Genomic DNA, 19,622 nt, shown 5'->3' on the forward strand with positions numbered 1-19,622 from the left:
CGGAGTCTGTATGGAATTCAGCAATCCTTTCGATAATCCGCAGGGACAGTTCGCCATTTTGCAAAACGACCAGGGGCAGTACAGCCTCTGGCCACAGCAGTGCGAACTGCCGGCAGGGTGGGGCGTGGTGTGCGAAGCACGGTCTCAGGAGGCGTGCCAGCAGTGGCTGGCGGAACGCTGGCAGACGCTTGAGCCGTCTTATTTCGCGGGGGAGAACGCATGAACCGTCTTCCTCTCGTCGCCGCCCAGCCGGGTATCTGGATGGCGGAACAGCTGTCCTCGCTACCAAACGCCTGGAGCGTGGCGCACTACACCGAGCTGAAAGGCGATATCGATGCGCCGCTGCTGGCAAAAGCCGTTGCCGCGGGCATGATGCAGGCCGATACCCTGCGCATGCGCTTTGTGGAAGACAACGGTGAGGTGTGGCAGTGGGTGGATGACACCTTCATTCTGCCGGAACCGTCCATCGTTCGCGTTGATTCCCACGCCGCCGCCGTGGCGCTGATGGAGGCCGATCTCAGTCAGGATCTGCGCGTGGACAGCGGTCAGCCGCTCGCTTTCCATCAGCTGATTCAGGTCGGTGAAAAACACTGGTACTGGTATCAACGCTATCACCATCTGGTGGTGGATGGCTTCAGCTTCCCGGCCATAACCCGCCAGATCGCCGCGATTTATGCCGCGTGGAAAAAGGGCGAACCCACGCCGGAATCCCCGTTTACGCCATTCGCAGAGGTGGTGGACGAGTATCAGCGCTATCGCGACAGCGAGGCGTACCGGCGCGACGGCGCCTTCTGGGCCGGGCAGCGCAAACAGCTGCCTTCTCCGGTCTCGCTCTCTTCCGCGCCCCTGCCTGGACACGCCGCCACCACCGACATCCTGCGCCTGAAAATGGCGATGGACGGACGTGCTTTCAGCCAGCTTGCACAGATGGCAGGCCAGGCGCAGCGTACCGATCTGGCGCTTGCGCTGGTGGTGCTGTGGCTGGGCCGCCTGACCGGACGGCTGGACTACGCCGCCGGGTTTATCTTTATGCGCCGCATGGGCTCCGCCGCGCTGACCGCGACCGGACCGGTGCTTAACGTCCTGCCGCTGGCGGTGAATATTCGCCCGCACGAGAGCCTGCCGGAACTGGCGCTGCGCCTGGCGAACCAGCTGAAAAAAATGCGCCGCCACCAGCGCTACGACGCCGAGCAGATCGTGCGCGACAGCGGGAAAGCGGCGGGGGATGAAGCGCTGTTTGGCCCGGTGCTGAACGTTAAAGTGTTCGACTACCAGCTGGATATCGACGGCGTGGAGGCCATCACCCACACGCTGGCGACCGGCCCGGTGAACGATCTGGAGCTAGCGCTGTTCCCGGACGAGCAGGGCGGGCTGAGCATGGAGATCCTCGCCAATAAGCAGCGCTACGACGAGGCGACGCTGACGCGTCACGTGGCGCGCCTGAACGCGATGCTGGTGCAGTTTGCGGCCAACCCGGACCTGCGCTGCGGCGAGGTGGAAACCGTTTCAGAACAGGAATACGCAAAACTCGCGCGCATCAACGATACCGGGCTGGCGCTGCCGTCCACCACGCTGGCGGATCTGGTGGCGGAACAGGCGAGCAGAACGCCGGATGCCCCGGCGCTGGCGGATGCGCACGTTGAACTCAGCTATCATCAGATGCGCGAGCAGGTCGTCGCGCTGGCAAACCTGCTGCGCGCGCGCGGCGTGAAGCCGGGCGACAGCGTGGCGGTGGCCCTGCCGCGCTCGGTATTCCTGACGCTAGCCTTGCACGGCATTGTTGAGGCGGGCGCCGCGTGGCTGCCGCTCGACACCGGCTATCCGGACGATCGCCTGCGGATGATGCTCGAGGACGCGAAGCCGTCCCTGCTCATTACCACCGACGAACAGCTTCCGCGCTTTAGCGATCTGTCCGTCGAGACGTTTAGTTACAACACACTTTTACCGGCCACCGATGCTGAGCCGCTGCGTCTGGCAAAGCCGGAGCAGACGGCGTACATCATCTTTACCTCCGGCTCGACCGGGCGTCCAAAAGGGGTCATGGTCGGCCATACCGCCATCGTTAACCGCCTGAAGTGGATGCAGGACCATTATCCGCTGGGCGCGAACGATGTGGTGGCGCAGAAAACGCCGTGCAGCTTTGACGTGTCGGTGTGGGAATTCTGGTGGCCGTTTATCGCCGGGGCGAAGCTGGTGATGGCCGAGCCGGACGCGCACCGCGACCCGCAGGCAATGCAGAGCTTCTTCGCGCACTACGGCGTGACCACTACCCACTTCGTGCCGTCGATGCTGGCGGCGTTTGTTGCCTCGCTGACGCCGGAAAATGTCGACTGCTGCAAAACGCTTAAGCAGGTGTTCTGCAGCGGCGAAGCGCTGCCGACGGCGCTGTGCCGCGAGTGGGAACAGCTGACGCACGTGCCGCTGCATAACCTTTACGGCCCGACGGAAGCGGCGGTGGACGTCAGCTGGTATCCGGCTTTTGGGCCCGAGCTGGCGGCGGTGGAAGGCAACAGCGTGCCGATCGGTTTCCCGGTGTGGAATACGGGGCTGCGCATTCTGGATGCGATGATGCGCCCGGTACCGTTCGGCGTGGCAGGGGATCTCTACCTCACCGGCATCCAGCTGGCGCAGGGATATCTGGGACGCCCCGATCTCACCGCCAGCCGCTTTATCGCCGACCCGTTCGCGCCGGGCGAGCGGATGTACCGCACCGGAGACGTTGCCCGCTGGCTGGATAACGGCGCGGTGGAATATCTGGGCCGCAGCGACGACCAGCTCAAAATTCGCGGCCAGCGCATCGAGCTGGGTGAAATCGACCGGGCGATGCTGTCGCTGCCGGACGTGGCCCAGGCCGTGGCGCACGCCTGCGTCTTCAACCAGGCGGCGGCAACGGGCGGCGATGCCCGCCAGCTGGTGGGGTACGTGGTTTCTGAATCGGGTTTGCCGCTGGACCGCGACGCGCTGCTGGAATCGCTCAAAGCCCAGCTGCCGCCGCATATGGTGCCGGTGGTGCTGCTGCAAATCAGCGCGCTGCCGCTGAGCGCCAACGGCAAGCTTGACCGCAAGGCGCTGCCGCTGCCGGAGCTGACGAGTAAATCCTCCGGCCGTGCGCCGGAGACTGAAACCGAAGTCGCCGTCGCGCAGGCGTTTTCCGCGCTGCTGGGCTGCGAGATCAACGACATTGAGGCGGATTTCTTTGCCCTCGGCGGCCACTCGCTGCTGGCGATGCGTCTGGCGGCGCAACTCAGCCGCGCGTTCAACCGCAAGGTCACGCCGGGGCAAATTATGGTCGCCTCGACGGTGAGTAAGCTTAGCGCGCTGCTGGACTCGCAAATGAGCGACGAGCAGGCGCAGCGTCTGGGGTATGAAACCCTTCTGCCGCTGCGTGAGGGCGACGGCCCGACGCTGTTCTGCTTCCATCCGGCGTCCGGCTTTGCCTGGCAGTTTAGCGTCCTGGCGCGCTACCTCAGCCCGCGCTGGTCAATCGTCGGCATTCAGTCGCCGCGTCCGGACGGCCCGATGCAGCAGTGCGCGGATCTCGATGGGGCGATCGATCATCACCTGAACACGTTGCGTAAGCAGCAGCCGCAGGGGCCGTATTACCTGTTCGGCTATTCCCTCGGCGGCACGCTGGCGCAGGGCATTGCGGCCCGCCTGCGCGAGCAGGGTGAAGCGGTGGCGTTCCTCGGCCTGCTGGATACCTGGCCGCCGGAAACCCAGAACTGGGCGGAGAAAGAGGCCAACGGCCTCGACCCGGCGGTGCTGGCGGAGATCGAGCGCGAGCGGCAGGCGTTTATCGCCGCCCAGCAGGGACAGGGCTCCAGCGAGCTGTTTAACGCTATCGAAGGCAACTACGCCGATGCGGTGCGGCTGCTCACCACGGCGCACAGTTCACGCTTTGACGGTAAAGCAACGCTGTTTGTTGCCGAACGCACGCGCATGATGGATCCGCAGGCCGCCTGGGCACCGTGGGTGGGAGAACTGGAGGTGTACAGCCAGGATTGCGCCCACGTGGATATCATTTCACCGCAGGCGTTTGAGAAAATTGGGCCAGTGTTGAGGAATATTTTGGGGTAACGTCAAAAGCGCCGGGTGGCGGCTACGCCTTACCCGGCCTACGGGAGCCGAGTGTAGGCCGGGTAAGGCGTAGCCGCCACCCGGCAATTACCGCCGACCTAACGGCACCACCAGCGGCGTTCCCGCCACCGGATCGTCAATAATCATGCAGCGCATACCGTAGATCCGCGCGATCAGCTCCGGTGTGACAATCTCCTTCGGCGCACCCTGCGCCACAATCTCCCCGTCGCGCAAGGCAATCAGGTGCGTGGCGTAGCGGCACGCCTGGTTTAAATCGTGCAGCACCGCCGCCAGGGTGTACCCCTGCGTGCGGTTCAGCTCGCTCAGCAGCTCCAGCAGATCAATCTGGTGGCTGATGTCCAGCCAGGTTGTCGGCTCGTCCAGCAGCATGATCGACGTTTCCTGCGCCAGCACCATCGCAATCCACGCCCGCTGACGCTGACCGCCGGAAAGGGTGTCCACGCTCTGCTGGGCGAGATCGGTGATGCCCGTCGCCCGCATCGCGCGGTTCACCGCCTCGTCATCTTCCTTGCGCCAGCGGGTAAACAGCGGCTGGTGCGGGTAGCGCCCGCGTGAGACCAGCTCCTGCACCGTGATGTCTCCCGGCGTGGTGGCGTTTTGCGCCAGCAGCCCGATGCGCCTGGCCACCTCTTTGCTGGCGAAGCGCTGGATCTGCTCCCCGTCGAGGAACACGCTGCCCTCAGCCGGCGTCATCAGGCGGCTCAGGGTGCGCAGCAGGGTCGATTTCCCGCAGCCGTTCGGACCGATAATCGCGGTGAAGTGGCCGTCCGGAATGGCGACGGTTAAATCACGGGCAACGATTTTGTTGCCGTAGCCGAGGGTGAGATGTTCGCCGCGCAAGCGGGTGGTTGTGTCTGTCATTTCTTGCGTGACTCCTGAACGAGCAAGACGATGAGGTAAATGCCGCCGAGGCTGACAGTCACCACGCCCACCGGCAGTTGATAAGGCATAAACAGCCGCTGGGCGCAGAGGTCGGCGGCCAGCAGCAGCATCGCACCGCACAGCGCCGCCTGGGTTAATCCCCAGCGCGCCGTCCCGCTAAGGCGGCGGGCGATATGCGGCGCGACAAGGGCGATAAACGAGATCGGCCCGGCGATGGCGGTGGAGGCTGCGGTCAGCAGTACCGCTACCAGCATCAGCATCAGGCGCGAGCGCTCGACGCTCACGCCCAGCGCGCAGGCGCTGTCGTCGCCCATCTCCAGCAGCCGCATGCGCCTGACCAGCAGCAACGCGCCGATAAACATCAGGATAATCAGCGGCGCGGCGGGCCAGGTTTTGCCCCACGTCAGGCCGTTGAGAGAACCTGCGTACCACAGCCCGGCGGAAAGCGCCGTTTCCAGCGAGGCCTGCAGCAGCAGCCAGGTATTGAAGGCCATCAGCATCGCACGGATGCCGATACCGATAATGATCAGCCGGAAGGTGTCGATGCCGTTGCGCCAGGCCAACAGCCAGATAACCAGCGACGTCAGAATGCCGCCCGCCATCGCCGTGAAGGTAATGGCCGTCAGGTGCTGGCCGAACAGCACCATCGCCACCAGCACGCCGCTCCAGGCCCCGGTATTGAGGCCCATCACGTCCGGGCTGCCGAGCGGGTTGCGCATCAGCGACTGGAATATCGCGCCGCTGACGCCGAGCGCCGCGCCGACCAGGATTGCCATCGCCACGCGCGGCAGCCGCCATTCGGTGACCACCATGGTGATGTTACGCGGCGCGCTGCCGGTGAGAGCGTGAAATACCTGCGCGAAATCAAGCGTTACGGCACCGCTTTGCAGGCTCCAGACCGCCAGCAGCAGACTGGCGACGACCAGCAGGGAGACGCTGGTGACTAAACGCCGGGACGGGGCCCTCATGCGTCACCTCCGCGTTTACGGCGCACCAGGAAAATCAGCACCGGCGCGCCGATAAAGGCGCTGACCACCGAGACGCGCAGTTCACCCGGCACCAGCAGGCGGCCCAGCACGTCGGCAAACAGCAGCAGGGCAGGCGTCGCCAGCAGCGTGACCGGCAGAGACCAGCGGTGATCCGCCCCTACCAGCCAGCGCGCCATGTGCGGCATCATCAGGCCGATAAAGGCGATTGGCCCGACCACGGCGGTCGCGCTGCCGCACAGGACGGTGATGGCCAGCAGGCCAGTCAGCTGCGTGCGCGCGACGCGGTTGCCGAGCGCGGTGGCGGTGTCGCTGCCGAGGCTCAGGCTGTTCAGCGCCCGGCTTAACGACAGCGCTACGGCGGCGGCAATCATCACCGGGATCGCCACCACTTTCAGCGTTTCAAGAGTGCGGATATCCAGCGAACCGGCCTGCCAGAAGCGCAGCTGGTCGTAAACGTCCGGGTTGAGCAGGGCGATGCCGTTGGACAAGCCTTCCAGCACCGCGGCAAGCGCCACGCCCGCCAGCGTAAGGCGTACCGGGCTCAGCTGTCCGCCGCCCTGGCTGCCGGTAAACGCGACCACCAGCGAGGCGGCCAGCGCGCCGCAGAAGGCCATTACCAGCTGCTCAGACGGAGAGGTGAAGCCGAACAGCGCCGCGCCCAGCACGATGGCAAAGCTGGCGCCAGAGTTAACGCCGAGAATGCCGGGGTCCGCCAGCGGATTGCGGGTGAGGGTTTGCATCAGGGCACCGGCAAGGCCGAGTGCGCCACCGGCCAGCAGCCCGGCAAGGGTGCGGGGCAGGCGAGCGTCGAGCACGATAGTGCAGTCAGCGCTCTGACAGGTGCCGGAGAACGCATCGACAATAACGGACGCAGGCAGCGGCCTGGCGCCAACCAGCAGGCTGAGTGCAATCGCGAGGCTCAATAGCAGCAATAAAACGGGCACGGCAACGGCGCGCACCGAAGATGAGGAAAACGACATAGCAACATCCATGATTTGATAATGATAGTGATTATCGTTATCTATCTTATTTGGCTATGTTAGCATGTGCGCCCATGGAATGGGTAGAATTACACTCAAGGCTTTGTCATGAATCAAAAATCCTGGCTGCTCAACCTCAGCCTGCTTAAAACGCACCCGGCGTATCGCGCCGTGTTTATTGCCCGCTTTATCTCCATTTTGTCCCTCGGCCTGCTCGGCGTGGCCGTACCGGTACAGATCCAGACGATGACGCACTCCAGCTGGCTGGTAGGGCTATCCGTCACCTTAACCGGCGGGGCGATGTTTATCGGCCTGATGGTCGGCGGCGTGCTGGCGGACCGCTACGAGCGTAAAAAGCTGATCCTGCTGGCGCGCGGCACCTGCGGCGTGGGCTTTATCGGGCTGTGTCTGAACGCCATGCTGCCGGAGCCGTCGCTGATGGCCATATATGCCCTCGGGCTGTGGGACGGCTTTTTTGCCTCCTTAGGCGTGACGGCGCTGCTGGCGGCGACGCCCGCGCTGGTCGGGCGAGAAAATCTGATGCAGGCGGGGGCGATCACCATGCTCACCGTGCGCCTCGGCTCGGTGATTTCGCCGATGGTCGGCGGCCTGCTGCTGGCAACCGGCAACGTGGCGTGGAACTACGGCCTGGCCGCGGCAGGGACCTTTATCACCACGCTGACGCTGCTGCGCCTGCCGCTGCTGCCACCCCCGCCGCAGCCACGCGAGCACCCGCTGAAGTCCCTGATGGCCGCGATTCGTTTCCTGTTCAGCAACCCGCTGATTGGCGGGATTGCGCTTCTCGGCGGCCTGCTGACGATGGCGAGCGCCGTGCGCGTGCTCTACCCGGCGCTGGCGGGCGAGTGGCAGATGAGCGCCTCGGAGATTGGCGTGCTGTACGCCGCCATTCCGCTCGGTGCGGCCTGCGGGGCGCTCACCAGCGGCAACCTGGCGCAGAGCGCGCGGCCGGGGTTGATTATGCTGCTTGCCACGCTGGCCTCGTTTATCGCCATTGGCTTCTTCAGCCTGATGCCGGTCTGGGCGCTCGGGGTGATGTGTCTGGTGATCTTCGGCTGGCTGAGCGCCATCAGCTCGCTGCTGCAGTACACCCTGATCCAGACCCAGACGCCGGAAGGGATGCTCGGGCGCATCAACGGCCTGTGGACCGCGCAGAACGTCACGGGCGATGCCATCGGCGCGGCGATCCTCGGCGGGCTGGGGGCGATAATGAGCCCGGCGGCGTCGGCGAGCAGCAGCGGGTTTGTGTTAGCAATGGTTGGTGTGATCTTATTGGTGGCGCTGGTGGAATTGCGCCGGTTCAGGCAGGAGAGTGTGGTGACCTTGTAGGTCGGGTAAGGCGGAGCCGCCACCCGACAAAACGCCCGGTGGCGCTGCGCTTACCGGGCCTACGGGGAACGTGCCTGTTATTTAAACATCGCATTCAAACGCTGCAACACCAGCATCGCGCTGTAATAATCCAGGCGGAACGTCTCGGTTCCCAACGCCCACACGCGCTTGTTTTTCACCGACGGCAGGTGCGCCAGCAGCGGGTTAGCGTAAATCGCCGCCACGTCTTTCTCGTCGCCGGCAAACACAAACAGCCCTTCGCCGTTCAGCCCCGTCGCCAGGTTTTCACCGCCCAGCTGGATAATGTCGTGGCGCTTGCCCTGGCTTGTTGAGGTCTGCAACCCGGCAGGCAGGTTCGCCAGCGTAAAGCCCAACTGGTGCAGCAGCTTGCCCTGTGCCGATTCCGTGGTCCAAAGGTTGGCGGAATGCGCGGCGGCGGTGTAGACGATGGCGTTCACCGGCTGCGGCGGCAGCGTCATCTGCTGTTTCACCTGCGCGAGCTGTTTATCAAACGCGGCAATGCGCTCTGCGGCCTGCTTTTCGTGTCCGGTGATCTCGCCCAGCTGGGTCAGCAGCGCCTGCCAGCTCTTGTCGTCGTAGTTGATGATAAGCGTCGGCGCAATGGCGGAAAGCTGATCGTACAGCGCCAGCGCGGAATCCCCGCCGGTGGCGCTGATCAAAATCAGGTCCGGCATTTGCGCGGCCACCGCTTCAGCGCTCGGCTCGCCGATATACAGCCGGGCAACCTTGCGCTGCTTCGCCATATCGCCCCACTGGCGCAGGAAACCCTGTCCATCCGCCACGCGGTTGTTCGGCGTGGTCGCGCCGCTGGCGACGACCGGTGCGTCAATGGCCAGCAGGGAGCCGGTTAAGGTCACGCTGGTGGAGACAATGCGCGTCGGTTTGTGCTCAAGGGTATGTACCCCGCGGCTGTCGGTCACCTGACGCGGCCAGTCGGCGGCTGCGGCTGAGGTAAGTCCTAAAACAAAAAGTGATAATAAAAGCAGGGGATTACGGAAAACGGCAGGGAATTTCACAGCGCGGGATCCTGTTTTTGTTGGAGATAATGCTTCTCATTTTCATATTTGCCGCAACGGGATGCAAGCTTTTGTCGCGCAAGTTATTTGCCCGACGGTTGACAGCGAAGCGATGTGGGATTAGGTTAGCCGACGAAAATATAAATGATAATCATTATTGCTTCTTTTATCATTTTGAGGAGGATGATATGGATACGTCCCTGGCTGAGGAAGTTCAGCACGCCGCAACCACGCTGGAATCAGACCGTTTTTTCTTTATGTCGCCTTACCGCAGCTTTACCACGTCCGGCTGCTTTTCCCGCTTCAGTGAACCCGCCGTCGGCGGTGACGATCCGGCGGGTCGCTTCCAGCAAAAATTAGCCCAGGCCTTCCGCACGGCAAAAGCCAGCGGTATTGCTCACCCGGTGATGGTGGGGGCGATCCCGTTCGACACCCGCAAGCCCTCGTCGCTGTTTATTCCGCAACGCTGGGAGACCTTTTCCCGTCCCGCACGTCAGCAGTCCGCACGTTATTTTTCCGGCGTGCAGGCCCTGAAGGTGGCACAACGCGCCGAGATCCCGCCGCAGCCCGTCTTCGAAGAGATGGTCGCTCGCGCCGCGTCGCTGACCGCCACGCCGCAGGTGAACAAGGTGGTCCTGTCGCGCCTGATTGATATCGCGACCGACAAACGCCTGGACAGCGGCGCTCTGATGGAGCGCCTGATCGCCCAGAACCCGGCGAGCTTCAACTTCCACGTGCCGCTGGAAGACGGCGGGGTGCTGCTGGGCGCCAGCCCGGAGCTGCTGCTGCGCAAAGAGGGGGCGCACTTTAGCTCGCTGCCGCTGGCGGGCTCCGCGCGCCGTCAGCCTGACGATGTGCTGGATCGCGAGGCGGGCAACAAGCTGCTGGCCTCCGAAAAGGACCGTCACGAGCACGACCTGGTCACCCAGGCGATGAAGACCATTCTGGCACCGCGCAGCCACCATCTCAGCATGCCTGATTCTCCTCAGTTGATTACCACGCCGACGCTGTGGCATCTGGCGACGCCGGTAGAAGGCGAGGCGCGTGAAAACGAGAACGCCCTGACGCTGGCCTGCCTGCTGCACCCGACCCCGGCGCTGAGCGGCTTCCCGCATCAGGCGGCGAAAGAGCTGATTGCCGAACTGGAGCCGTTCGACCGCGAGCTGTTCGGCGGCATCGTTGGCTGGTGCGACAGCGAAGGCAACGGCGAGTGGGTGGTGACCATCCGCTGCGCGCGTCTTCGCGAAAATACCGTTCGCCTGTTTGCCGGCGCGGGCATTGTGCCTGCCTCCTCCCCGGTGGGCGAGTGGCGCGAGACGGGCGTAAAGCTCTCCACCATGCTCAACGTGTTTGGTTTGCACTAAGGAAGACGCATGACCATTCCCTTTACCCGCTGGCCTGAGGATTTTGCCCGCCGCTACCGTGAAAAAGGCTACTGGCAGGATCTGCCGTTGACCCACATCCTGACGGATCGGGCGGACAGCGATGCGGTGGCGATTATCGATAGCGATCGCCACATTACCTACCGCGCGCTGAATCAGGCCGTAAGCAACCTGGCCTCAGCCCTTCAGGCGCGAGGATTGCAGCGCGGCGAGACGGCGCTGGTGCAGCTTGGCAACGTGGCCGAGTTCTACATGACCTTCTTCGCGCTGCTGCAAATCGGCGTCGCGCCGGTGAACGCGCTCTTTAGCCATCAGCGTAGCGAACTCAACGCCTACGCGGCGCAGATCAAACCCGCCGTGCTGATCGCCGATCGCGACCACGCGCTGTTTGCGGGCGATGACTTCCTCAACGCTTTCGTGGGGGAACACCGTTCGGTACGCGTCGTGCTGCTGCGCGGCGATAAGGGTGAACATGCCCTGGACGCGGCGATTGCGCGTCCCGCGGACAACTTCATCCCGAACCCGACGCCCGCCGACGAAGTGGCGTTCTTCCAGCTCTCCGGCGGCAGCACCGGCACGCCGAAGCTGATCCCGCGAACGCACAACGACTATGACTACAGCATTCGTCGCAGCAACGAGATCTGCGGCATTACCGCCGAAACGCGTTACCTGAACGCGCTGCCCGCGGCGCACAACTACGCCATGAGCTCGCCGGGATCGCTGGGGGTCTTTACCGCAGGCGGCTGCGTGGTGCTGGCGAACGATCCGAGCGCGACGCTCTGCTTCCCGCTGATTGAACAGCATCAGGTTAACGTCACCTCGCTGGTGCCGCCTGCCGTCAGCCTCTGGCTTCAGGCGATTGCCGACGGGGCGGACAGCGCGCAGCTTAAATCACTGAAGCTGCTGCAGGTGGGCGGCGCGCGCCTTTCCGCCACGCTCGCGGCGCGTATTCCGGTGGAAATTGGCTGCCAGCTGCAGCAGGTGTTCGGCATGGCGGAAGGGCTGGTGAACTACACCGCGCTTGACGACGCCCCGGAACGCATCATCAACACCCAGGGCCGCCCGATGTGCCCGGACGACGAAGTGTGGGTGGCGGACGAGCACGGCAATCCGCTGCCGCGTGGGGAGGTCGGACGCCTGATGACGCGCGGCCCGTACACCTTCCGCGGCTATTTCAACAGCCCGGAACACAACGCCAGCGCCTTCGACGCCGACGGCTTTTACTGCTCCGGGGATCTGATCGCCATTGACGAGCAGGGCTACATCACCGTGCAGGGGCGCGAGAAAGATCAGATCAACCGCGGCGGCGAGAAGATCGCCGCCGAGGAGATCGAGAACCTGCTGCTGCGCCATGAGTCGGTGATCCACGCCGCGCTGGTGAGCATGGAGGACAGCCTGCTGGGCGAGAAGAGCTGCGCGTATCTGGTGGTGAAACAGCCCCTGCGCGCGGTCGAGGTGCGTCGCTTCCTGCGCGAGCAGGGAGTCGCCGAATTTAAGCTGCCGGACCGCGTGGAGAGCGTGGATGCGCTCCCGCTGACGCCGGTCGGCAAAGTTGATAAGAAACAGTTGCGCCTGTGGCTTGCTGAACGCGCCCGGGGCTGAGGAAAAGAGTATGGCCATTCCAAAATTAACCGCTTACGCGCTGCCGACCGCCGCAGAGTTGCCGACCAGCAAGGTGAACTGGGCGTTTGAGCCCGAGCGCGCCGCGCTGCTGATCCACGATATGCAGGAGTACTTCCTGAACTTCTGGGGCGAAAATAGCGCGATGATGCAGCAGGTAGTCGCGAACATCACTAAACTGCGCGCGTACTGCAAAGAACACAATATCCCGGTGTATTACACCGCGCAGCCGAAAGAGCAGAGCGATGAAGACCGCGCCCTGCTGAACGACATGTGGGGGCCGGGCCTCACCCGCTCGCCGGAGCAGCAGCGCATCGTGGCTGAACTGACGCCGGACGAAGCGGACACCGTGCTGGTGAAGTGGCGCTACAGCGCGTTTCACCGCTCGCCGCTGGAGCAGATGCTGAAAGAGACCGGCCGCAACCAGCTGCTGATTACCGGCGTTTACGCCCACATCGGCTGCATGACCACCGCCACAGATGCCTTTATGCGCGACATCAAGCCGTTCTTTATTGCCGACGCGCTGGCGGACTTCACCCGCGACGAGCACCTGATGTCGCTGAAATACGTGGCAGGACGTTCTGGCCGCGTGGTGATGACCGACGAGCTGCTGCCGTCCGTTCCGGCCTCGAAGGCCGCGCTGCGCGCGCTGATCCTGCCGCTGCTGGACGAGTCCGACGAGCCGATGGATGACGAAAACCTGATCGACTACGGTCTGGATTCAGTGCGCATGATGGCGCTGGCCGCCCGCTGGCGCAAAGTACACGGCGATATCGACTTCGTGATGCTGGCCAAAAATCCGACCCTCGACGCCTGGTGGGCGCTGCTCTCCCGCGAGGTGAAGTGATGGTGTTTGATTTCACCGGCAAAACCGTCTGGGTGACGGGCGCGGGGAAGGGGATTGGCTACGCGACCGCACTGGCGTTTGCCGAAGCCGGCGCGCAGGTGACCGGCTTCGATCTGGCCTTCCCGCAGGATGATTATCCGTTTGCCACCGAAACGCTGGACGTGGCGGATTTTGCTCAGGTCAGCGATGTGTGTGGCCGTTTGCTTAATACCCTTGAGCGTCTGGACGTGCTGGTCAACGCGGCGGGCATTCTGCGCATGGGGGCGACGGACCAGCTCTCGCAGGAGGACTGGCAGCAGACCTTCGCGGTCAACGTCGGCGGTGCGTTCAACCTGTTCCAGCAGACGATGGGCCAGTTCCGCCGTCAGCAGGGCGGGGCGATAGTCACCGTGGCGTCCGACGCGGCGCACGCGCCGCGCATCGGCATGAGCGCCTACGGCGCATCGAAAGCGGCGCTGAAAAGCCTGGCCCTGACCGTCGGGCTGGAGCTGGCGGGCAGCGGCGTGCGCTGCAATCTGGTGTCGCCGGGCTCAACGGATACCGATATGCAGCGCACCCTGTGGAAAAGCGACGATGCGGAGCAGCAGCGCATTCGCGGCTTCGGCGAGCAGTTTAAGCTCGGCATCCCGCTGGGCAAAATTGCCCGACCGCAGGAGATAGCTGCGACCGTGCTGTTCCTTGCCTCCGATGCCGCCAGCCACATCACCCTGCAGGATATCGTGGTGGACGGCGGCTCCACGCTGGGGGCGTAAATGATCTGGAAACGTCATTTATCGCTTGAGGAGCTGAACGCCACCAGCGTGAATACCCTGGTGGCGAACCTGGGCATCGTCTATACCCGCCTCGGGGACGACGCGCTGGAAGCGGAGATGCCGGTGGATGCGCGTACCCATCAGCCGTTTGGCCTGCTGCACGGCGGGGCGTCGGCGGCGCTGGCGGAAACGCTTGGCTCAATGGCCGGATTTCTGATGACCCGCGACGGGCAGAGCGTGGTGGGCACGGAGCTGAACGCCACGCATCATCGGGCGGTATCCCACGGCAAGGTTCGCGGCGTGTGTCAGCCGCTGCATCTTGGGCGTTCGAGCCAGAGCTGGGAGATTGGGGTCTTCGACGAGCAGGGGCGGCGGTGCTGTACCTGCCGGTTAAGTACGATGGTGCTGGGCTAACTCAGATCAAAGTGATCGGCTTAACACTGTGGTGTAAATCTCTGGTTTGACCACGCATTATTGCGTTTCAAAGTTGTTAAATTTTTCCGGTTGTTCTAGAAACAAAATGTAACATCTCACTGTTTCACGACAACGGACAACAACTATGAACAACTCAGGGAAATACCTTACATGGGCAGGGCTCTCCGTTGTGGGAGCTTTTGCCCTGGGCTATATCGCCCTCAACCGGGGGGAGCAGATCAACGCGCTCTGGATCGTCGTTGCCTCGGTCTGCGTTTACCTGATCGCCTATCGCTTTTATGGCCGCTATATCGCCAAGAACGTCCTGGGCGTTGATGCAACGCGCATGACGCCTGCCGTCCGCCATAACGACGGTCTGGACTATGTGCCGACCGACAAGAAGGTGCTGTTCGGTCACCATTTTGCGGCGATTGCCGGGGCAGGCCCGCTGGTGGGGCCGGTGCTGGCGGCGCAAATGGGCTACCTGCCGGGGATGATCTGGATCCTCGCCGGGGTGGTGCTGGCGGGGGCGGTGCAGGACTTTATGGTGCTGTTCGTCTCTACCCGCCGCGACGGACGTTCGCTGGGTGAGCTGGTGAAAGAGGAGATGGGGGCCACTGCCGGGGTGATTGCGCTGGTGGCGACCTTTATGATCATGGTGATCATCCTCGCGGTGCTGGCGATGATTGTGGTGAAAGCGCTGACCCACAGCCCGTGGGGAACCTATACCGTTGCCTTTACCATTCCGCTGGCGCTGTTCATGGGGATCTACATCCGCTACCTGCGTCCGGGCCGCATTGGTGAAGTGTCGGTGATTGGCCTGGTATTCCTGGTGTTCGCGATTATCTCCGGCGGCTGGGTGGCGGAAAGCCCGACCTGGGCGCCGTTCTTCGACTTTACCGGCGTGCAGCTGACCTGGATGCTGGTGGGCTACGGCTTTGTGGCGGCGGTGCTGCCGGTATGGCTGCTGCTGGCTCCGCGTGACTATCTCTCAACGTTCCTGAAAATCGGCACCATTGTCGGGCTGGCAATCGGTATTCTGATTATGCGCCCTACGCTGACCATGCCGGCGTTAACCAAATTTATCGACGGTACCGGCCCGGTCTGGACCGGCAATCTGTTCCCGTTCCTGTTTATTACCATCGCCTGCGGTGCGGTGTCGGGCTTCCACGCGCTGATTGCCTCCGGGACCACGCCGAAGATGCTGGCCAACGAGAATCAGGCCTGCCTGATTGGCTACGGCGGCATGCTGATGGAGTCCTTCGTGGCGATTATGGCGCTGGTATCCGCCTGTATTATCGACCCGGGCGTTTACTTTGCGATGAACAGCCCGATGGCGGTACTGGCCCCGGCCGGCACCGTTGACGTGGTAGCGTCTGCCGCGCAGGTGGTGAGCGGCTGGGGCTTTGCGATTACGCCTGAAACGTTGACGAGCATCGCCAGCGAAGTGGGCGAGCAGTCGATTATCTCCCGCGCGGGCGGGGCGCCGACGCTGGCGGTCGGCATGGCGTATATTCTCCACGGCGCGCTGGGCGGGCTGATGGACGTCTCGTTCTGGTATCACTTCGCCATTCTGTTTGAAGCGCTGTTTATCCTGACGGCGGTGGATGCGGGAACCCGTGCGGCGCGCTTTATGCTGCAGGATCTGCTGGGCGTCATCTCCCCGAACCTGAAGCGGACCGATTCGCTCCCGGCTAACCTGCTGGCGACGGCGCTGTGCGTGCTGGCGTGGGGCTATTTCCTGCATCAGGGCGTGGTCGATCCGCTGGGCGGGATTAACACCCTGTGGCCGCTGTTCGGTATCGCCAACCAGATGCTGGCGGGCATGGCGCTGATGCTCTGTGCGGTGGTGCTGTTCAAGATGAAGCGCCAGCGCTATGCGTGGGTGGCGCTGGTGCCGACCGCGTGGCTGCTGATCTGTACCCTGACGGCGGGCTGGCAGAAGGCCTTCAGCCCGGATAACAAGGTGGGCTTCCTGGCGATTGCCAACAAGTTCCAGGCGATGATCGACAGCGGCAAGATCCCGGCACAGTACACCGAATCGCAGCTGTCGCAGCTGGTGTTTAACAACCGTCTGGACGCCGGGCTGACCATCTTCTTTATGGTGGTGGTCGTGGTGCTGGCGTTGTATTCTCTCAGGACCGCGCTGGCGGCGTTGAAAGTCGACGCGCCAACGGCGAAAGAGACGCCGTATGAGCCAATGCCTGAAAACCTGGAAGAGATTGTGACCCAGGCCAAAGGGGCGCATTAACCCGTGTGCCGGGTGGCGCTAGCGCTTACCCGGCCTACATTCCCTGTGAGATCAGAACTATGTTCGACACCCTTTCCAAAGCCGGTAAGTACCTGGGCCAGGCCGCCAAAATGATGATTGGCGTGCCGGACTACGACAACTACGTCGAGCATATGCGCGTCAATCATCCAGACCAGACGCCCATGACCTACGAAGAATTTTTCCGCGACCGCCAGGACGCCCGCTACGGTGGCAAGGGCGGGGCGAAGTGCTGTTAACCCTCTTTCGGGAGATAGAGGCTGATCTGCTCCTGCTTACAGCCGTAGATCGCCGCCAGCTTTTCGCGGGTGCGCTTTTGCGGACGGGAGTCCAGCGCTTCCAGCTGTGACACGGCGGACTGGCTGATGCCGAGTTTCTCCGCCACCTCTTGCTGGGATAGCCCGCGCAGGATACGCCACGCGGCCTGCAGGCTGACGTTCTGCCAGGTCATGATGCTGCACACGTCTCCGGGCAATTCCACGTCATCCAGACTATCGTGTTCGACCTCAATATCCTCCAGATCGTCATCGGTTTCGTCGTCGATCTCTGCCATCTGTGAGCACATGCGGAAGTATTCGTGATAAGGAATAACCACATACTGCGTTTTACCGTTATCGTCCTTAATTAGCTGAACAGCCATAGGTGGCTTTCTCCTCATGCAGGTAAGTCGTTGAAGTTCTGAGCTTGACGGCTAAAACATAACAATGGTTATCGGGATCGTCCCGAAGCGTATAGATGATGCGGTAATCGCCAACGCGTAGCCGGAAATGATTTTCTGTCGCCGATATTTTTTTGATATCGGGCCGGGGTGCCGAGCGATCATCCAGTTCGGCAAGCTTTACCTCAATGCGGCGTTGATACCGCTCGTCAATTCTGGAAAAAGCCTTTTTTGCACCATTAGACCAGACAATCTTCATCCGTACCTCCACTGTACGCCCACACAAATTATAAGGAAATAATAAGACTATTAGATAAATTCCGAATTTCTTATGGGGTACTGTAGAGCGGACATAAAACGGAAGTAAGCGGTAAAAAGCGAAACATCGAGGCGGCTCGACAAGGCCTCTGCCGGGCGACAGAGGCTTGTAGAAAAGGTGCGATCAGGCGTTCAACCCGCCGTCGACATCCAGCCCTGTGCCGGAGATCTGCCCGGCCGCCGGGCTGGCGAGGAAGGTGACCGCCGCCGCGATGTCTTCCGGCTGGCCGTAGTGACCGAGCGCGATCATCTGGCGCTGGGCTTCCGCCTGTTCGCCGTCTTCCGGGTTCATATCGCTGTTGGTGGGGCCGGGATGCACCAGGTTAACGGTAATGCCGCGCGGGCCCAGATCGCGCGCCAGGCCGCGGGTGAGGGAGTTAAGGGCAGACTTGGTCATCGAGTAAACGGCAATGCCCGGCATCGCCACGCGGTTTGCCAGACAGCTGCCGATGTTGATGATGCGCCCGCCGTCGGACATGTGCACCAGCGCTTCCTGAATGGCGATCACCACGCCGCGAATGTTGACGTTGATCAGCGCGTCGATGTCCGCCAGGGTCATGGACTCCAGCGGGCCGCCGCGCGCGATACCCGCGTTGTTGACCAGAATATCCAGCCCGCCAAGGGAACGCGCTGCATGGGTGACGGCATCCTGAATCGCCTGCGCGCTGGCGCTGTCGGCCTGAATCGCTTCGCCGTGCCGCCCAAGTGCCTTAATTTCATCGGCGACCGCCTGGGCTTTATCGGCGGATTTTTCATACGTAATAACCACATCGGCACCGGCGCGTGCCAGCGACAGCGCGATAGCCCGACCCAATCCACGGCTGGCGCCGGTAACCAGCGCCTTTTTACCTGTTAAATCGATCTGCATGATGACCTCGTGACGAGAGTGGTGAGAATCATCATTAGGTATAGCCTGTCGGCGCGATTAACGGCTGAAGGATTCCACCTTCTCAAACGCGGCGCGCAGAACGTCGGGCGTTAACGTCACCGGCAGAGAGTGAATTGACTCCACCGGACGCAGGGTGTGGGCTATCACCTTATCCAGCTCGTCACGGTTGTGAATATCGACGTCCAGCGCGCGAAGCGTGGTCGGCAGGTTAAAGCGCCGGTACGCCGCCACCAGCTGCGCCAGCACGTCGTCCTGGCCGAGCAGGGCGCTCTGGACCAGAATGCCGTAGGCCACCTTGGTGCCGTGCAGGTATTTTTCCGTCTGCGGCAGCACGGTTAAGCCGTTGTGCACCGCATGCGCCGCCGCCACGCGGGTATAGCGCTCGCCCAGACCGCCGACCATCCCGCCGCCGGCGATAATCGCGTCCACCACGTCCCGGAACGCCTGCGTCTGTTCGCCGCGCTGCTGGTCGGCCAGCGCTTCCTCACTGTGCTCCAGCAGCACGTCGCGGATCGCCAGCGCGCCGTTAAGGCCAAGCCGCACGGTCAGCGGCAGGTTCTCCGGCTCAGGTGCCAACACCACCGCTTCGTACCACTTCGCCAGCGTATCGCCGATACCCGCCAGCAGGTATTCGGCCGGGGCGTTGAGAACGATCTGCGGCTCCACCAGCACCAGGAAGTTGGCGTCATCGAAGATCTCAAACTGCAGCGCCTGACCGGCATCGTTGTACCAGACGGAGAGTGGCGTCCACGCCGCGCAGGTGGCGGCAATGGTGGGGATGCCCACGAACGGCACCCCCAGACGACGCGCTACGGCCTTGACCGTATCCAGCACCGCGCCGCCGCCGACGCCAATCACCACGCTGGCGTCACTGCCGGATTCGTCCACCAGATGGGTGACGTCGCGCTCGCTGCAGTGGCCTTTAAAAAGCAGGTGTTTCGCTCCCGGCGCGTGAAAGCTCTCCGGCAGGAACGGGCGCGCGCCGTCGATAGCGCGCTCGCCGTAAATCCACACCGCGCGGGAAAGCTGCTCCGGGGTAAAGAAGTCATTCAGACGCGCAAGGCTTCCGGAATGGGAGAAGTAGTTCGCCGGGCCAGGCACGACGCGGATATCGGTGTTGCTCATGGTGTTGTCCTTTTT

The 19,622-nt window shown here is 62.9% G+C and carries 18 protein-coding genes; 10 read left to right on the forward strand and 8 right to left on the reverse strand.

Annotated features, from left to right (window positions below; genetic code table 11):
• The first annotated feature begins 10 nt into the window (after positions 1-10).
• The gene (locus L362_RS21135) at positions 11-223 is read left to right on the forward strand and encodes an MbtH family protein (protein WP_023343555.1); all 213 of its coding nucleotides are present in this window, start codon (positions 11-13) and stop codon (positions 221-223) included.
• A complete protein-coding gene (gene entF / locus L362_RS21130; protein WP_023343556.1) occupies positions 220-4,077 on the forward strand; it encodes an enterobactin non-ribosomal peptide synthetase EntF in 3,858 nt (1,285 codons plus the stop codon). Before L362_RS21135 ends, entF begins: the two co-directional genes overlap by 4 nt.
• Positions 4,078-4,164: 87 nt before the next feature.
• On the opposite strand, the gene fepC is transcribed toward entF, so the two are convergent.
• The 3 genes from fepC to fepD are packed head-to-tail and all read right to left on the reverse strand — an operon-like array spanning position 4,165 to position 6,949.
• Complete coding sequence (gene fepC, locus L362_RS21125) at positions 4,165-4,959, reverse strand: iron-enterobactin ABC transporter ATP-binding protein (protein ID WP_023343557.1); 795 nt, start codon at positions 4,957-4,959, stop codon at positions 4,165-4,167.
• Positions 4,956-5,948, reverse strand: coding sequence for an iron-enterobactin ABC transporter permease (gene fepG, locus L362_RS21120; protein ID WP_023343558.1), 993 nt, complete (start codon positions 5,946-5,948; stop codon positions 4,956-4,958). The genes fepC and fepG overlap by 4 nt, the downstream gene beginning before the upstream one ends.
• Positions 5,945-6,949: a Fe(3+)-siderophore ABC transporter permease gene (fepD, locus tag L362_RS21115; RefSeq protein ID WP_023343559.1), complete on the reverse strand. Its 1,005-nt coding sequence runs from the start codon at positions 6,947-6,949 to the stop codon at positions 5,945-5,947. The genes fepG and fepD overlap by 4 nt, the downstream gene beginning before the upstream one ends.
• 108 nt (positions 6,950-7,057) lie before the next feature.
• On the opposite strand from fepD, the gene entS reads away from it, so the two are divergent.
• On the forward strand, positions 7,058-8,296 hold the full coding sequence (gene entS, locus L362_RS21110) for an enterobactin transporter EntS (protein WP_023343560.1): 1,239 nt from the start codon (positions 7,058-7,060) through the stop codon (positions 8,294-8,296).
• 77 nt (positions 8,297-8,373) lie between these two features.
• Here entS and fepB read toward each other — a convergent pair whose 3' ends face one another.
• Positions 8,374-9,333, reverse strand: a complete 960-nt coding sequence (gene fepB, locus L362_RS21105; RefSeq protein ID WP_023343561.1) for a Fe2+-enterobactin ABC transporter substrate-binding protein — start codon at positions 9,331-9,333, stop codon at positions 8,374-8,376.
• Between the two features lie 188 nt (positions 9,334-9,521).
• On the opposite strand from fepB, the gene entC reads away from it, so the two are divergent.
• The 7 genes from entC to L362_RS21070 all read left to right on the forward strand — a co-directional run bounded on the left by entC (position 9,522) and on the right by L362_RS21070 (position 16,856).
• Entirely contained in the window at positions 9,522-10,697 is a 1,176-nt protein-coding gene (gene entC / locus L362_RS21100; RefSeq protein ID WP_023343562.1) for an isochorismate synthase EntC, read from the forward strand.
• 9 nt (positions 10,698-10,706) lie between these two features.
• Entirely contained in the window at positions 10,707-12,317 is a 1,611-nt protein-coding gene (entE, locus tag L362_RS21095) for a (2,3-dihydroxybenzoyl)adenylate synthase EntE (RefSeq protein ID WP_023343563.1), read from the forward strand.
• 10 nt (positions 12,318-12,327) lie between these two features.
• A complete protein-coding gene (locus L362_RS21090) occupies positions 12,328-13,182 on the forward strand; it encodes an isochorismatase (RefSeq protein WP_023343564.1) in 855 nt (284 codons plus the stop codon).
• The gene (gene entA, locus L362_RS21085) at positions 13,182-13,934 is read left to right on the forward strand and encodes a 2,3-dihydro-2,3-dihydroxybenzoate dehydrogenase EntA (RefSeq protein WP_023343565.1); all 753 of its coding nucleotides are present in this window, start codon (positions 13,182-13,184) and stop codon (positions 13,932-13,934) included. Before L362_RS21090 ends, entA begins: the two co-directional genes overlap by 1 nt.
• Positions 13,935-14,348, forward strand: a complete 414-nt coding sequence (gene entH, locus L362_RS21080) for a proofreading thioesterase EntH (protein WP_008500995.1) — start codon at positions 13,935-13,937, stop codon at positions 14,346-14,348. It begins immediately after the preceding gene.
• A gap of 145 nt (positions 14,349-14,493) precedes the next feature.
• Entirely contained in the window at positions 14,494-16,599 is a 2,106-nt protein-coding gene (gene cstA / locus L362_RS21075) for a pyruvate/proton symporter CstA (RefSeq protein WP_008500996.1), read from the forward strand.
• A gap of 59 nt (positions 16,600-16,658) precedes the next feature.
• Positions 16,659-16,856 (forward strand): YbdD/YjiX family protein, encoded by a 198-nt coding sequence (locus L362_RS21070; protein ID WP_006809671.1) that lies wholly within the window; start codon positions 16,659-16,661, stop codon positions 16,854-16,856.
• On the opposite strand, the gene L362_RS21065 is transcribed toward L362_RS21070, so the two are convergent.
• From L362_RS21065 to L362_RS21050, 4 genes are all read right to left on the reverse strand, one after another.
• On the reverse strand, positions 16,853-17,257 hold the full coding sequence (locus L362_RS21065) for a helix-turn-helix domain-containing protein (protein ID WP_008500997.1): 405 nt from the start codon (positions 17,255-17,257) through the stop codon (positions 16,853-16,855). The genes L362_RS21070 and L362_RS21065 overlap by 4 nt on opposite strands.
• A complete protein-coding gene (locus L362_RS21060; RefSeq protein WP_023343566.1) occupies positions 17,238-17,534 on the reverse strand; it encodes a type II toxin-antitoxin system RelE family toxin in 297 nt (98 codons plus the stop codon). The genes L362_RS21065 and L362_RS21060 overlap by 20 nt, the downstream gene beginning before the upstream one ends.
• Positions 17,535-17,717: 183 nt before the next feature.
• A complete protein-coding gene (locus L362_RS21055) occupies positions 17,718-18,461 on the reverse strand; it encodes an SDR family NAD(P)-dependent oxidoreductase (RefSeq protein ID WP_023343567.1) in 744 nt (247 codons plus the stop codon).
• Positions 18,462-18,518: 57 nt separating this feature from the next.
• Positions 18,519-19,607, reverse strand: coding sequence for an oxidoreductase (locus tag L362_RS21050; RefSeq protein ID WP_023343568.1), 1,089 nt, complete (start codon positions 19,605-19,607; stop codon positions 18,519-18,521).
• Positions 19,608-19,622: the final 15 nt, after the last annotated feature.

Origin of the sequence: Enterobacter sp. MGH 16 (assembly GCF_000493175.1) — a bacterium.
Classification (GTDB): domain Bacteria; phylum Pseudomonadota; class Gammaproteobacteria; order Enterobacterales; family Enterobacteriaceae; genus Enterobacter; species Enterobacter roggenkampii.

Coding starts and splice junctions, on each gene's coding strand:
- L362_RS21135 (WP_023343555.1), top strand. CDS start 11: ATGGAATTCAGCAATCCTTTCGATAATCCGCAGGGACAGTTCGCCATT.
- entF (WP_023343556.1), top strand. CDS start 220: ATGAACCGTCTTCCTCTCGTCGCCGCCCAGCCGGGTATCTGGATGGCG.
- fepC (WP_023343557.1), bottom strand. CDS start 4,959: ATGACAGACACAACCACCCGCTTGCGCGGCGAACATCTCACCCTCGGC.
- fepG (WP_023343558.1), bottom strand. CDS start 5,948: ATGAGGGCCCCGTCCCGGCGTTTAGTCACCAGCGTCTCCCTGCTGGTC.
- fepD (WP_023343559.1), bottom strand. CDS start 6,949: ATGTCGTTTTCCTCATCTTCGGTGCGCGCCGTTGCCGTGCCCGTTTTA.
- entS (WP_023343560.1), top strand. CDS start 7,058: ATGAATCAAAAATCCTGGCTGCTCAACCTCAGCCTGCTTAAAACGCAC.
- entC (WP_023343562.1), top strand. CDS start 9,522: ATGGATACGTCCCTGGCTGAGGAAGTTCAGCACGCCGCAACCACGCTG.
- entE (WP_023343563.1), top strand. CDS start 10,707: ATGACCATTCCCTTTACCCGCTGGCCTGAGGATTTTGCCCGCCGCTAC.
- L362_RS21090 (WP_023343564.1), top strand. CDS start 12,328: ATGGCCATTCCAAAATTAACCGCTTACGCGCTGCCGACCGCCGCAGAG.
- entA (WP_023343565.1), top strand. CDS start 13,182: ATGGTGTTTGATTTCACCGGCAAAACCGTCTGGGTGACGGGCGCGGGG.
- entH (WP_008500995.1), top strand. CDS start 13,935: ATGATCTGGAAACGTCATTTATCGCTTGAGGAGCTGAACGCCACCAGC.
- cstA (WP_008500996.1), top strand. CDS start 14,494: ATGAACAACTCAGGGAAATACCTTACATGGGCAGGGCTCTCCGTTGTG.
- L362_RS21070 (WP_006809671.1), top strand. CDS start 16,659: ATGTTCGACACCCTTTCCAAAGCCGGTAAGTACCTGGGCCAGGCCGCC.
- L362_RS21065 (WP_008500997.1), bottom strand. CDS start 17,257: ATGGCTGTTCAGCTAATTAAGGACGATAACGGTAAAACGCAGTATGTG.
- L362_RS21060 (WP_023343566.1), bottom strand. CDS start 17,534: ATGAAGATTGTCTGGTCTAATGGTGCAAAAAAGGCTTTTTCCAGAATT.
- L362_RS21055 (WP_023343567.1), bottom strand. CDS start 18,461: ATGCAGATCGATTTAACAGGTAAAAAGGCGCTGGTTACCGGCGCCAGC.
- L362_RS21050 (WP_023343568.1), bottom strand. CDS start 19,607: ATGAGCAACACCGATATCCGCGTCGTGCCTGGCCCGGCGAACTACTTC.